The sequence below is a fragment of the Mycolicibacterium sp. XJ870 genome, from assembly GCF_053483975.1.
This window is the reverse complement of sequence record NZ_JBEFTI010000012.1, coordinates 53,504-66,773: the sequence shown is the minus strand read 5'-3', so window position 1 is coordinate 66,773 and position 13,270 is coordinate 53,504. Positions and strand designations below refer to the sequence as shown.

Annotated in this window: 12 protein-coding genes; 4 read left to right on the top strand and 8 right to left on the bottom strand. The window is 66.1% G+C overall.

Annotated elements, in window-relative coordinates; translation table 11 throughout:
• Window positions 1-172: 172 nt before the first annotated feature.
• The 5 genes from ABQF30_RS28495 to ABQF30_RS28475 form a co-directional block, all read right to left on the bottom strand.
• The gene (locus ABQF30_RS28495) at window positions 173-1,576 is read right to left on the bottom strand and encodes a cyclic nucleotide-binding domain-containing protein (RefSeq protein WP_448470217.1); all 1,404 of its coding nucleotides are present in this window, start codon (window positions 1,574-1,576) and stop codon (window positions 173-175) included.
• Entirely contained in the window at window positions 1,576-3,747 is a 2,172-nt protein-coding gene (locus ABQF30_RS28490; RefSeq protein ID WP_448470215.1) for an adenylate/guanylate cyclase domain-containing protein, read from the bottom strand. The genes ABQF30_RS28495 and ABQF30_RS28490 overlap by 1 nt, the downstream gene beginning before the upstream one ends.
• A 61-nt stretch (window positions 3,748-3,808) precedes the next feature.
• On the bottom strand, window positions 3,809-5,173 hold the full coding sequence (locus tag ABQF30_RS28485; protein ID WP_448470213.1) for an alpha-amylase family protein: 1,365 nt from the start codon (window positions 5,171-5,173) through the stop codon (window positions 3,809-3,811).
• Window positions 5,170-5,649, bottom strand: coding sequence for a nucleoside deaminase (locus tag ABQF30_RS28480; protein ID WP_448470211.1), 480 nt, complete (start codon window positions 5,647-5,649; stop codon window positions 5,170-5,172). Before ABQF30_RS28480 ends, ABQF30_RS28485 begins: the two co-directional genes overlap by 4 nt.
• Window positions 5,650-5,658: 9 nt before the next feature.
• Window positions 5,659-7,329: a tetratricopeptide repeat protein gene (locus ABQF30_RS28475; protein ID WP_448470209.1), complete on the bottom strand. Its 1,671-nt coding sequence runs from the start codon at window positions 7,327-7,329 to the stop codon at window positions 5,659-5,661.
• 64 nt (window positions 7,330-7,393) lie between these two features.
• On the opposite strand from ABQF30_RS28475, the gene ABQF30_RS28470 reads away from it, so the two are divergent.
• Window positions 7,394-8,023, top strand: a complete 630-nt coding sequence (locus ABQF30_RS28470) for a PaaI family thioesterase (protein ID WP_448470208.1) — start codon at window positions 7,394-7,396, stop codon at window positions 8,021-8,023.
• Between the two features lie 4 nt (window positions 8,024-8,027).
• Here ABQF30_RS28470 and ABQF30_RS28465 read toward each other — a convergent pair whose 3' ends face one another.
• Entirely contained in the window at window positions 8,028-10,049 is a 2,022-nt protein-coding gene (locus ABQF30_RS28465; protein ID WP_448470206.1) for an FUSC family protein, read from the bottom strand.
• Between the two features lie 88 nt (window positions 10,050-10,137).
• Between ABQF30_RS28465 and ABQF30_RS28460 the strand changes: the two genes are divergently transcribed.
• The gene (locus ABQF30_RS28460) at window positions 10,138-10,863 is read left to right on the top strand and encodes an EthD domain-containing protein (protein ID WP_448470204.1); all 726 of its coding nucleotides are present in this window, start codon (window positions 10,138-10,140) and stop codon (window positions 10,861-10,863) included.
• Window positions 10,864-10,891: 28 nt separating this feature from the next.
• On the top strand, window positions 10,892-11,656 hold the full coding sequence (locus ABQF30_RS28455) for an enoyl-CoA hydratase/isomerase family protein (protein ID WP_448470202.1): 765 nt from the start codon (window positions 10,892-10,894) through the stop codon (window positions 11,654-11,656).
• Here ABQF30_RS28455 and ABQF30_RS28450 read toward each other — a convergent pair.
• Window positions 11,653-11,874 carry a (2Fe-2S)-binding protein gene (locus tag ABQF30_RS28450; RefSeq protein WP_448470200.1) on the bottom strand — a complete coding sequence of 74 codons (222 nt, stop codon included), beginning with the start codon at window positions 11,872-11,874 and terminating at the stop codon, window positions 11,653-11,655. The two genes, ABQF30_RS28455 and ABQF30_RS28450, sit on opposite strands and share 4 nt — an antisense overlap.
• 12 nt (window positions 11,875-11,886) lie before the next feature.
• On the bottom strand, window positions 11,887-12,519 hold the full coding sequence (locus ABQF30_RS28445; protein ID WP_448470198.1) for a fatty-acid--CoA ligase: 633 nt from the start codon (window positions 12,517-12,519) through the stop codon (window positions 11,887-11,889).
• Window positions 12,520-12,759: 240 nt separating this feature from the next.
• On the opposite strand from ABQF30_RS28445, the gene bfr reads away from it, so the two are divergent.
• Window positions 12,760-13,239: a bacterioferritin gene (gene bfr / locus ABQF30_RS28440; protein ID WP_448470476.1), complete on the top strand. Its 480-nt coding sequence runs from the start codon at window positions 12,760-12,762 to the stop codon at window positions 13,237-13,239.
• Window positions 13,240-13,270: the final 31 nt, after the last annotated feature.

The following is a 13,270-nucleotide window of genomic DNA, read 5'->3' as shown; positions in this document are numbered from 1 at the left end:
ACCCACCTTTCATCGCATGCCACAAGCAATTGCCGCTGCTTTGCGAGCAAAGTGAACCACTTGCCACACCAGTCACACACGTAACAACGCCGCATGTGCCGATCGCGGTTGGCTAACGATTAAGGCTCGGCGCCGACACCGCGCCGTGACGTCACCGAGATCTCGACGGCCGTCAATCGCCGGCCAGGGCCAGCGCCCGTTGGACGGTGGCTTTACGTTCTTCGATCGCGCGCCCGATCTCCTGTAACAGCAACGGATTTCGCAGGACCAGCGCCTCGATATGTTCACGGTCGACCTCGGCGACGGTGAGTTCCTCGAGCGCTCGGGCCGACGCCATCACGGGTTCGCGGGTCAACGTGGTCTGGCCAAGGTAGTCACCGCGCTCGAGGGTGCGAATGCCCACGGTGGCGTCGCTGTCGGTGGTCGCTGTGAGACGCACCCGGCCCGTCACGACGAATGTCATGTGGCTTGGCACCTCACCGGCGAACTGCACGGTTTCGTCGGCGCCGTAGCGCACGATCCGGATGTGGGGGAGCAGCGCCTCCTGATCGGTCCGCCCGATCCGCAGCGACTGCCGCATCACGGCCAGCGCGTCCTCGGCTACCTCCTGGTCGGGGAAGCCGTCTTCGGCGTCGTCGAGATGCAACTCGGCCCGTCGGGACGCATACCACAACCAGCGCAGGAACGTTGAGCGCGTAGCGGCGTCCGCGCCGGCGCTTCGCAGCGGGATCGTCGTGGTGTATTCCCCGGCGGCGCCCTTGGCGACTTCCGGTGCGGCATCGGGCCGCAACTGCGGCAGCAGTCCGGCCACCCTCGTCAGCACAGCGCACACCCGGTCGGGGGGATCGGATGTGGAGAAGATCGTGACCACTTCCATCGAGCGGCCGTCGCGCGGCAGGCTCAGGTTGATGAACCACTCAGTGGCCAGAAGCGAGTTGGGCAGTATGTACACGCCGCTTCCGGAATCGAGATGCGTTGCCCGCCAGTTCACCTCGACGACTCGGCCGCCCGGGAGCCACCGGGTGGCCACCAGATCGCCCAGCTGGAACGGCTGCTCGAACAGCACCAGCAACCCGGAGATGATCTGGCCGACGGAGTTCTGCAGGACCAGACCCAAGACGATGGACCCGACCCCGAGCGCGGCGAACAACCCGCCGACATTGGCTCCCCAGATCCAGGCGAAGATGAGCGCGATGCCGACAGCGATCACCACGAACCGCGCGACGTCGAGAAATATCGATGGCACGCGCTGGCGCCAACTGCCCTCCGGCGCGCCTTGGAACAGCGTGGCGTTGAGCCCGGACAACAACAGAACCAGAACCACGAACCCGAACCCGGTTGCGACGATCCGCACCGCCGTCGCCTCGGTCGCCACTTCGGTGGCCTTGACCAGCAGCAGCAACAATGCGCCCAGCGGCAGCACATAGTTGCGGATGAGATTCACCGGCCGCGCCAGATAACTGTTCCGCCGAACCAGAGCGTTGTGCAATTCGGTGAGGCAGACCAAAGCCATCGGCAGTCCGACCGCGATGGCAACAGCCCACCAGAACCACGGCGCCGAGAACAGCTCGCTCATCACTGCCGCTCCGACAGCCGCCAGACCGGCTCGCTACGTCCGTCCACGGTGATATCGCCCGCCGCGGTGAATTGTCTTGAGTCCCGCATGATCTCGAACACCTTGCCGGTGACGTACACGCCCGGCTCGGAGAACCCGCTCTGCACTTGATAGGCGAGATTGACTGCGGCGCCCCACATGTCGTAGGCCAGGCTGGTTCGGCCAACCAGTCCGCTGGTCACCGTGCCCGTGTTGATTCCCGCACGCAGCTTCAGGTGGTTGCCGCTCTCGCCGTTGAATCGATCGATGATGTGCTGCATTTCGATGGCGAAGTCGACGGTCCGTCGCACATTGTCCAGCCGCGGCACGTTGAGTCCGCAGCTGGCCAGGTAGCCGTTGTGCAGGGTGCGAATCTTCTCCACACCCAGGTTCACCGCTGCCGCGTCGAACTGCCGGACCAGCCGATTGACGATGGACACCGATTGGTCGGAGGACAAGTCGTTGGCGAGCGCGTCCAAGCCGACGATGTCGGCGAAGATCACCGTGACGTCTTGATGGTCCTGAGCGATGGTCTCCTCGCCCTCGCGATAACGCTGCACCACCTGTTCGGGCATCAGGGACAGCAGCAGCCGGTCGTTCTCCTGGCGCTGCTCGTTGAGTAGCTCCTCCTTGATCCGCAGGTTCCGGCTCATCTCGTTGAACGTGTGGGTGAGGTCGCCGAACTCGTCGCGCGAAACGACGGGCAGCGTGACGTCGTAGTCGCCGGCACTGATCCGGCGTGCCCCCGCCTCGAGTTGCCGAACGGGCCGCACGAACAGCCGCGCCAACAACAGCGCGGCGATACAGACGACGAAGATGATCACCGCAGTCGACAGCACCAGGGTCCGGGTGAATGTCGCCACCGGAGCGAAGGCTTCCGCGGTGTCGAGCTTCGCGACGATGGTCCAGTTCAGACCGGGCAGGTCGACCGGTGCATACGCCTGAAGGGTTTCGCGACCCTCATAGTCGGTGCCGATCAATGTCCCGCGTTGTCCCTGCAGGGCCAGACTCGCCGCCTCCGAGGCGACCGGCTGCACCAGCGTCGTGCCGTGCTGGCGGATCGCCTGGTCGGCGACGTCGGCCGGCGTGCCTGCCTGCACGACGTTCTCGCGGTACTGCTCGGCGTTCTCGAGATATATCCGGGAGTCGGACCGCAACAACTCGTCGGGCCCGACGATGAGCGTCTCGCCGGTCTTGCCCAGGCCGGCGGCCTCCCATTGCCCGCCGAACGTCATCACGCGGTTGAGTTTGGAGATGGGCAGTTGCAGCGCGAGGACACCCTGGATGCCTGCCGCCGGGCCGACGGGCGAGACCATCCAGGCGGCCGGCTCCTCGGAGGGCTGATAGTCGCCGAAATCGGTGACCGACACGTGGTCGAGCGAGTTGGAATTCAGTGCCTCGCGGTATGCACCGGTCAGGTTGCTGCCGCGATACGGACCGTTGAGGATGTTGGTGCCGAGGTCGACGCCCTTGTACGCGGAGTAGACGACATTGCCCCGGGAGTCGATCAGCAGGGCGTCCTCGAATTCGAATCGGTCGACGATCTCCCGGAAGTACTGGTTGTACCGTGCGCTCGCCGTCGACCAGGCGCTGCCGTCGCGGGCGTCGTCGAGCTTCAGCGCGGCGTCGCGGTCTTCGACGGGCGCTGTGTAATGGGCCTGCAGATACCGCTGTGCATTGGATTGCGGCAGCAGCGCGTCGACGTCGACTTCTGGGGCGCCGGCCCCGTTGCCCGGTGGGGCGAACCTGTCGGTGTAGTAATCGACCAGTGACTGCTGCTGCGGCGGGCCGATATTCGCGCCACCGAGTTCGGCGAACCCGGCGGTGAACGCGCGCATCGCGTCTTCAGTGGTGGCGCCGCGGGTGTAAACCACCATCGAATTCGTCAGGTTCCCCACGGTCGCCTCGAGATGGCGGGCTTGCGATTCGCGGATCTGGGTGAGCCGGTCGAACACCGAGTCGCGTAGTGACTCACGTCCGGACTGATAACCGATGAACCCCACAACGGCGGCCGACAAGACGCTGGTCAGCAGCAACATCACCAGCAGCTTCGATTGGATGCTGACCCTGGACAGCACACCGCGCCGGGGACTCCTCGGTTTCGGCGCAGTCACGGTTTCGGTGCGGGTCGTAGGCTCAGTGGGTGAGGTCATAGACCTTTTTCACGTTAGCGTGCGTCAGTTGGCGACGACACCGCTGGGGAGAACTTTTTGGTTAGCGTGGCTCGATGATCAGCCAGCCATGCGGGGGCACCTCGGTCTGGGAAACCACATCCTGCGGCGGAGCCCCCGAACCGGAGATCACCTGCCCGGACGGCACACCCAGCTCCGGGAGCGACAGCCGCAGCGGCGCATCGTCGATGTTGAGCGCCACCAGCAGTGCACCGGTGTCGCCGGCGGTTCGGTATACGTACTGCGTGTTGGTCAGCGCAACCGCCGAGGTGGTCGCGGTGTGCAGCCATGGATGACGGCGGCGTACTCCGATGAGGTACTGGTGCAGCCGCCGCATGTCGGCGCCCGGAGAATCCGAATCGCTTGGGGGAGAGGAGAATTCCGGACGAACCGCATCATCGCCACCGCGGCGGTCCTCCTTGACCCCGCGATAGGCCGATTCGTCGCCGGCGTAGACACTCGGTGTCCCGCCGGTGGTGAGCAGGATGACCAGCGCGTGCTCGAGATGCTGCGGATTCTCCAGCTGGCTGGCGATCCGGGTGACGTCGTGGTTGCCGATGAACGTCAGCGGCACAAAGGTTTCCAGGAAGTCGTTGTGCCGCTGCAGCGCCCAGTCGAGTTCGTGGAAGTTTCCGTCGTTCAGCGCGCTCCAGATGGCCTTCCAGAGTTCGTACTGGGTGACCGAATCGAAGGTCGCGGCGTGGACCGTCGCAGGGTAGTCGCCGTGGATCACCTCGCCGACGAACCAGGCGTCGCCGAATTCGCGGCGCACCGTCGGCAGTACCTGTGCCCAGAACCGGTCGGGCACCGCGTATGCCGCGTCCAGTCGCCAGCCGTCGGCGCCGCGGCCCAGCCAGTGCCGCAGCACGCCGGCTGTGTACTCCACCACCTCGGGGTTGTCGTGGTTGAGCGCGATCAGTTCGCCGTGGCCTTCGAACGTGTCGAACCCCGACTGCGCGCCGCGGCGGCGGAACCACGTGGACGCGGGATGGTCGCCGCCACCCTCGAGGGCTTCGCGGTACCTGCCGAAATCGGTGCCGACATGGTTGAACACGCCGTCGAGCAGGACCCGCAGCCCGCGCCGATGCGCCTCGGTGATCAGGTGATCGAAATCGGCGTCGTCGCCAAGCCTTTGATCGATGCGGAAATGGTCGGTGGTGTCGTAGCCGTGGGTGCGGGATTCGAACACCGGGCCGAGCGCGACGCCGGAGGCGCCGAGTTCCACTGCGTGGTCCAGCCATTCGACGATTCGGCGCAACCGGTGTTGGTCGGGCGTCGGCGCGGGGTCAGCGGGGAACGCGCCGACGAAACCCAGCGGATACACCTGCCACCAGATGGCGTGCGTCACCCATGCCGGCTCGCGCGAGGACCCTGTCGCGGACGAGCGCTTGCGCGAGGACCCTGTCATGCCCGAAACTTCTTTACGTACAACGCTTTCATGGCCTCGGCGAGTTCGGGAGCCGGTCCGTCGACCTCGGCGCCGGGAGCCACAGTGGTGATCGGCAGGGGTGCGACCGGTGCCGACGGTGCATCCCATTCGGCCAGCCAACCGCTCAATTGTGCGGACGAGGTCGCGTAGACGATGCGGCCCAATCCCACCCACGCATGCGCGGCCGAGCACATCGGGCAGTGTTCGCCGGAGGTGTAGACGGTCGCGGCTGCCCGTTGTCCGGGTTCCAGATGCCCGACGGCCCAGCGGGCGATCGCGAACTCGGGGTGCTGGGTGGCGTCGCCGTCCTTGACCCGATTGCGGTCCTCGAACAGCGTCCGGCCGGAGTCGTCGACCAGAATCGAGCCGAACGGTTCGTCGCCGACGTCGAGGGCTTCGCCGGCGAGCTCGACGCACCTGCGCAGATGCCGGAGGTCGTCATCGCTGATGGCCACAGCCGGAGTTTACGCGGGCGAGCCGAGGCGGCATGCGCACGACGCCGCGATCGGCACGTCGGCGCGGGCCACGGCCAGCTCCAACTGCCTGCCGATGATCGTGGCTTCGCCATCGCGGCCCAGCCGCTGCAGGCATTCGTGATAGCCGTGCAGGCTCCACACGTTGTTCGGATGCTGGCACGACCGGCTCAGCGTGGGATCGAGCCCGAGATCGGCGGCGTACACCTGTGCCGCCTCCTCGACGTGTCCCTGTTCCAGCAGCAGGGCGCCGTAGGCGTGCCGGGTCGGTTGCATCCAGCCCCACGGTTCGTCGTAGGGCAGTGCGTCGTCGAGTTCGATCGCCCGTCGCAGGTGTGCGAAACCGGTCTCGTGATCGCCTGCCCGGTAGGCGAGTTCGCCATCGAGCATTTCTGCGGCGATGGCCAGAATGTCGACGCTGGTGTTGTTGAACAGGTAGCGGCTGTCCGGGATGCGCCGGTATGCCGCGGTGAACGCTTCGCGCTCGGCCCGGGCCGCCTCAAGCTGCCCCGTCGCGGCATACGCAACGCCGCGGCCGTAGTGGATGGTCGCCGTCGTCGTGCAGTACAGCTCGGGGTCGGCGGGCAGCGGTTCGGCGATCAGGTCATCCCACCGGCCGAACCGGACCAGTACGTGGATGCGCAGCGGCACGAATGCCTCCAGCCAATCGGCCATCGGCGGTGAGGGCACGGACAGCAACTCGGGGGTGAGTTGGCGGGAAAGTTCGTCGGCGGCCTGCAGGGCGATCTGCGAACTGCCCTCGAACATCGCCGAATACACCACGAAATGCAGGTCGTGGGCGCGGTACAGCGAGTAGAAGTTCAGCGCGCCCTCCCGCTCCACGAACGCCCGGTCAGCGTGCACCGCAGCAAGATTCGCCACGATGGAGCTGCGATAGTCGCCGCACAGCACGTCGATGTGGCTGGCCATGTGCTGCAGGTGGCCTGCGTCGGGGACCAGGCCGCGGAGCAGGTCGGCGGCAGGCAACGCGGCTTGCGGCGTGGTCGACATCTCCATCGCGTGGATGTAGAGGTGCAGTGCCCCGGGATGTTCGCGCCCGGCCGGGGTACCCAGCACGCCGTCGAGGATCTGCTTGGCCTCGCGTACCCGGGAGCCGGGGGCGGGTTCGCCCGTGCGACCGTCCCACAGCGCCCATGCCGTCACGTTGAGCAGGGCATCGGCGGCCAGCGTCTGTACGTCGAGGTCGCCCGGAAGGGTGCCGGCCAGCGCCGCCATGGCGTCGGCGTAGTCTGCGTGGCCGGCCAGCAGGCCCGCGGTGTCGGTCGGATCGCCGGTGGGAAACCGCTTGTGCAGCGCCGAGATCAGATCGCGCTCCACCGTGGTGGCCCGGCCGCCCGCGGCCAGCTCGAGTTCGGCCCTGGCCCGGGTCAGCGAGGTCTCCAGGTCGACCGGGTCGAACGCCTCCCAGGCCTTGTTGTAGTTGGGGCCGATCGCATAGGCGATTCCCCAGTGGGCGATCGCCAGGTCACCGTCGAATTCCAGGGCCCGTTCGAAACAGCGGATGGCCTCTTCGTGGTTGAAGGCGTAGGCCCAGACCATGCCACGGTCGAACCAGGTCTGGGCCTGCGGCGAATCCGTCTCGATCGGCCGATGATAGGACCCGAGCTGGTAATACGGTTTGGTCGGAACAAGATCCGTCACCTTTGGCACGATAGTCCGCAGGCACTGTCGGAAGAAGACCTGCGGATCGGTTAGCCTTCCTCGGATGGCGGGTTTCACCCATGTTGAGGGCTTCAGTTCTGCCGATGTGCAGCGTCTGCGGTCGGTATACGAACCACTGGCCGCTTCGGTGCGGGAGCTCATTGACGCGACGATCCGCTCGGAGGTGGACGCCGACGAGGTCGAGGCCGCCAAAGCCCAGATTGACGCGGCGACCACGCGGCTGCGGGCCAAGCAGATCGACGGAGCGTTCGGCGTCCGCTACACCTCCGACGGTGATCGCATGCCATGGGGCAACCCGGCGATCGGCATCCGCAACGCGATTTCGCCGCCTTTGGTGATCGTCAAGGACGGGACTGGGGCGGTGTCGACAGACTTCCATCTCGGCGCGGCCTACGAAGGTCCACCGGGGCACGTGCACGGCGGCATCGTCGCCATGGTGCTCGACCATGTGCTGGGGGAGGTGGCGGCCAACGACCCGGTGAGTCCCCGTTTCACGGGCACCCTGACCATCCGTTACCTACGCGCCACGCCGCTGGGCAACCTGCACGGCGAGGGCCGAATCACCCGCACGGACGGGATCAAAGCCTTTGCCGCCGGCCATATTTCCGACGCCGACGGCATCACCGCCGAGGCCGAGGGCGTGTTCATCCTGCCGAAGTGGGCACGGAGTTGATCCGCTAGCGAGGCTCACCGGACGGCTCGACGCGGTCGACCGAGATCCCCGCGAGGCTGCGGGTGATGGTGGACAGCTCGGCCACCAGAATGCGCGCTGCGCCGTTGTCGGCGGCCAGGGTCGAGGCCACGTCGTGCACCCGCCGCAGGGCCGCCGACAACTCGGTGGTGTCCAGGGTCCACGGCACCGCCGGGCTCGGCGGTGCGCCGCGCAACACGTCCACGTAATCGTCTACGGCAGCGATGAATTCGCTGTGCAGCGCCGACGACGGATGGCTCGGCAAGTTGTTCTCCAGCGTGGTGCAGGCGCTGGTGACCGAGTTCAGCGCCGCGCGATAGGAACGCAGCCACCGGCGCAGAACCGGCGAGTCCAGCCGCGCTGCGCCCCACGCTGCCTCGAAAGCCGCCCGCGCGCGGAACGCCCGCTGCCAAGCCGCGGAGAGGGCCTCGGCGGGATGGTCCACCTCGTGCACGAAAGCCCGCACCACGAGTGCGGCGTAGTCGATCTCGGTCATCAGCAGCTCACCGGCACGTTGCCGCAACCGAACCAGCGCGTGATCGGGCAACACCACGTGTGCCATTACCGCCAAGCCGCCGCCGACGATGACGGCGAACAGTCGGTCGGCGATTCCCGACCATTCCGCTGCGCCGCTGACGCCGATGACGAAGAACGCGACCGCGCCCACGGCCACCCCGATCGCGAGGTACCCGAATCGGGCTACGGCGTATGCCACCACGACGAACAGCGCGGCGCACACCGCCGAGGCCATGCTGCCGGGCGCCCAGAGCAGGGTCAGCGCCGATGCGACGACGATTCCCGCGGCCAGCCCAGCCATCCGGCCCGCACACCTGGTGTAGGTGTGCGCGGTCTCCGGTCGCAGCACCACCACGACTGTCAGCGCGATCCAATAGGCGTGCTCCAGCCCGCTGAACCGCGCCACCGCCACGGCGAGCGCTGTCGTCGCCGACAACCGGAAGGCGTGCCGCAGAATCGGTGAGGTCCAGGTGAGGTGTGAACGGACCACCGCGGGGACCGACGCCAGTGATCCGATGACATCCGGCCGGTGCAACTGCCCGAATCGCAGTACGGCCGCCTCCCGCAACTGTTCGCATAACCGTTGGGCTAGTGCTGATTCCGGGCCGGCCACCCCGGAAGCCGCAGCATCGACCCTGGCCAGGGCATGCTCCGCATCGCGACGGGCGGTGTGCCCGTGGTCGGCGACCGCGTCGAGCAGTACCGCGGCAGCGGTCAACAACTGCGGCAGCCCGCTGTCGGCGTCCGGGGCCCGGTCGCTGTCCCGGTTTTCACCCGCGGTGGTCCGCAACGAGGCCAGCGTCGCCGCGATCCTCTCGGGCAGGCGGTATCCACCGTGATACGCCCTGGGGCGCTGGTTGACCTGGCTGTCGGCGAAGACCTCCCGCAGCCACGTCAACGGGGCGTCGTTCACGTCGGCCGTGCAGTCGGCGGCCACGCTGCGGGCGTCGGTCGCCAGCGACCGGTATGCCCGGGTCAGCCCATCCCGTTGGGCCCGCCAGCTGCGCGGTGGCCAGACCGCGATGAGCACCGCCTGCAGCACCCCGGCAAGAAACACCAATGTGGGCGCCAACAGGATGTCGCCCAACGTCGTGGCCGTGGGCGGCGTGATCACCAGAAGTGCGCAGGCCGCCGACGCCACCAGGCCGGCGTTCGCCCCGACCGACCACTGCATTCCCGCGGCGAAGCACCATGCCGCCACTGCCGCGACGAAAAGCATGCTGTGTGAGCCGGTGACGACACCGAGGAACACCACGATGGCCAGCTCGAGTGACGCGGTGATGACAAGCGGCACCCGTCCGCCCGGGCTGCGCTGCAAGGAGATTGCGCCCGCGATCACCCCGGCCCCGAGCGTCCACATGGCGGTCGGTCCAGAAGCCACCGCCAACGCCGCCGCGGTCACCACGAGGACGCCGATCAGACTGCGCGTCACTGCACCCGCGTCGGGGGTGCTCAACCGCAGCGCATCGGCTGGCTGTCCTCCCGTCTGCACCTTGTCATTCTCGCGCCATCACGGCCGCGAGGTGGTCAACTGGCCACACCTGGCGCGTTCGGTACCCGTCGACGGTAGGTTCCGGGGCGTGGAAAAAGTCATCGTCACGCTGCGAGCCGCTGAATCCGACGAAGGTTGGTGCGTGGAACTGCGGACCCGCGTCCGCGACGAGCTGCTCGCGACGGGGTTGGCCGGACTCACGGTCAACGTGCGTGACGACGTCGTGCGCGATTCCCTGATGACGCTGACGACGCTGGATCCGCCCGTGGTCGCGGTGGTGAGCATGTGGGTCCAGCAGTACTACGGAGAGCAGGTCCGCACGGCAATCGACCTACTGAGCGCGGAATGCGATTGTGCCGCGGCCTATCTGGTGACGGAGTCGGTGCCGCTGCCTGCGCCGCCGACGCTGCCGGGCGAGCGGACCGAGGGATTGGCCAACATCGCGCTGCTGCGCAGGCCCGCCGAGTTGGACGAGGCCACCTGGCTGTACCGCTGGCATGTCGACCACACCTCGGTGGCCATCGAAACCCAGGCCACCTTCGGCTACACCCAGAACACCGTCGTGCGCGCACTCACGCCGCAGGCCCCGGCGATCGCGGCCTTCGTCGAGGAACTGTTCCCGCTGCAGGCGGTGTCGGACCTGCACGCGTTCTTCGGCGCCGCCGACGACGACGAGCTCGCCGATCGCATGCGGCGAATGGTGGCCAGCACCGACGCTTTCGGCGCCAGCAGCAATATCGATACCGTGCCCACCAGTCGGTACGTCTACTCCAGCCCGTTCGCCGCACCGGTTGCCGCACCCGCCGGCGAATAGTGGAACGTGTTCTAGTTAGGCTGCTGTCGTGACCCTCCAGATCGACGATGCCAACCGGGTACGTACTCTCACGCTCAACCGTCCCGAGGCGCTCAATGCGTTCAACGAGGCGTTGTACGACGAGCTGACGAGCGCGCTACTGGCCGCCGCGTACGATCCAGACGTGGCGGTGGTGCTGCTCACCGGCGCCGGCCGGGCGTTCAGTGCGGGCAACGATCTGGTCGAGATGCAGACGCGCATCACCAATCCGGACTTCACGCCGGGGGAGCACGGCTTCTACGGCATGATCGAAGCGCTCACCGCGTTCTCCAAGCCGTTGATCTGCGCGGTCAACGGTGTCGGCGTGGGTGTCGGGACCACCATCCTGGGGTTTGCGGACCTCGCGTTCATGTCCGCCACGGCGCGGCTCAAGTGCCCGTTCACGAGCCTGGGCGTGGCACCGGAGGCGGCTTCGTCGTATCTGATGCCGAGGCTGATCGGCAGGCAGAACGCGGCCTGGCTGTTGATGTCCTCGGAATGGATCGACGCGTCCGAAGCGTTGCAGATGGGTCTGGTCTGGAAGGTCTGTGAACCTGCGGATCTGGTTGCGGAGGCGCGTCGGCATGCCGAAATCCTTGCCGCCAAGCCGATCTCGAGCCTGCAGGCAGTGAAGCAGACGATGGTCGCGCCGGTCCGCGACGCGATTGTGGCGGCCACCGAACGGGAGAAGGCGCTGTTCGTCGAACTCGTGGGTACTGCCGCGAATGCCGACGCACTGGCGGCATTCGCCGACCGCAAGGGGACAGGCAGCTAACCGCTGGCCCGCGACGGGCAGCCGTTGAACTGGGTGGTGCGGTCAGTGACCGCCTGCGCCTGATGGGCGGCGATGATCGCGCGGATGGTTCGCTTACACCGGCCGCAGTCGCCGCCGGCGCCGCAGGCATCGGCGACCTGCTTGGACGTGGTGGCTCCGGCCGCGACGATCTCGTTCACGACGTGACTCGTCGTACCGGTGCACAGGCAAACAAACATCAGCTCACCCGGTTATTCCGGCTCTGCGATGGTCATGATGTGAGCCAACTTGCCGACGAACAGGCTCGGGTACGCGCCGAAACCGGCCTTGGTCATCCACTCCGCCGCCGCGTCGGGATGATCGATCCATTGCCGGGCGCTGACCTCGTTCTCGACCTCCTGCAGGATCATCACTTCACGGCCGTCGTCGAGCGCCTGGTAAACCCAGATTTTCCGGATTCCACTGGTTTCGAAGCGGCCGATACCGTCGTGCACTTTGCGCATCAGCGTCGGCACGTCGTCGACCGCGGCCACCGCACCGACGATCACGCCGGCGACATATTCCTGCGGAGTCGGTTCAGCTAAGTCGATCTTCTCCACGACCTCGCCGCCGAATATCGGCGGGATGTCCTCGACACCGGATATGTCGAACCATTCGAAAATTGCCGGCGATCGCAGCACATCGCGTATGGAACGGGCATGTCGGATGCCGATCGTCACCAGTACGCGGCCCGGTTCCCAAATCGACTTATAGAGAACCACATGATGTGCGCCAATTGCCAATAATCCCGAACGATGTTTCTTCATCCATTTCCACATCTGTTCGACATCGTCGACCCGAAAATCGCAGGAAAGAATGAGCGAGTGCAAATCGTACTCACCCATTTTTACCGGCCTTTCTTGCCCACTTGGCGACATGTTAGCGGAGTCTAACCTTAGTTAGGACAGGCAGTCCAGCCTTAGTGGCCACGCATGGGGCGGCCGCGGTACCGCGGTAAGGAATCACTGCAAGAACATGCCGTCAACGCGGTTAAACATTGCGCCGCACAGGGCTTTCTGGACTAGATTGGAAGTGCACGGCAAACAGCAACACTTGATCAGCCCTCAAGGTGCTTAGGAGTGACCATGCAAGGCGACCCGGAGGTTCTGAAATTGCTCAATGAGCAATTGACGAGCGAACTCACGGCGATTAACCAGTATTTTCTCCATTCCAAAATGCAGGACAACTGGGGATTCACCGAACTAGCCGAACACACCCGTTCCGAATCGTTCGAAGAAATGCGACACGCCGAGACGATCACGGACCGGATCCTGCTGCTGGATGGATTACCGAATTATCAGCGGCTGTTCTCTCTACGCGTCGGGCAGACGCTGCGTGAACAATTCGAGGCCGATCTTGCGATCGAGTACGAAGTCATGGCGCGACTGAAGCCCGGCATTATCCTGTGCCGCGAAAAGCAGGATGCGACCTCAGCCCGGATCTTGGAGACGATCCTGGCCGACGAGGAATCCCACATCGACTACCTGGAGACCCAGTTGAAGCTCATGGACAAGCTGGGCGACGCGCTCTATGCCGCGCAGTGCGTCTCCCGGCCTCCGCAGTAGGCCTGCAGCCGCCTCTGGTTTCAGTCGAGGC

Bases quoted from the DNA above. Each gene is read 5' to 3' on its own strand.
- ABQF30_RS28495 (WP_448470217.1), bottom strand. From the start codon at position 1,576: ATGAGCGAGCTGTTCTCGGCGCCGTGGTTCTGGTGGGCTGTTGCCATC.
- ABQF30_RS28490 (WP_448470215.1), bottom strand. From the start codon at position 3,747: ATGACCTCACCCACTGAGCCTACGACCCGCACCGAAACCGTGACTGCG.
- ABQF30_RS28485 (WP_448470213.1), bottom strand. From the start codon at position 5,173: ATGACAGGGTCCTCGCGCAAGCGCTCGTCCGCGACAGGGTCCTCGCGC.
- ABQF30_RS28470 (WP_448470208.1), top strand. From the start codon at position 7,394: ATGGCGGGTTTCACCCATGTTGAGGGCTTCAGTTCTGCCGATGTGCAG.
- ABQF30_RS28450 (WP_448470200.1), bottom strand. From the start codon at position 11,874: ATGTTTGTTTGCCTGTGCACCGGTACGACGAGTCACGTCGTGAACGAG.
- ABQF30_RS28445 (WP_448470198.1), bottom strand. From the start codon at position 12,519: ATGGGTGAGTACGATTTGCACTCGCTCATTCTTTCCTGCGATTTTCGG.
- bfr (WP_448470476.1), top strand. From the start codon at position 12,760: ATGCAAGGCGACCCGGAGGTTCTGAAATTGCTCAATGAGCAATTGACG.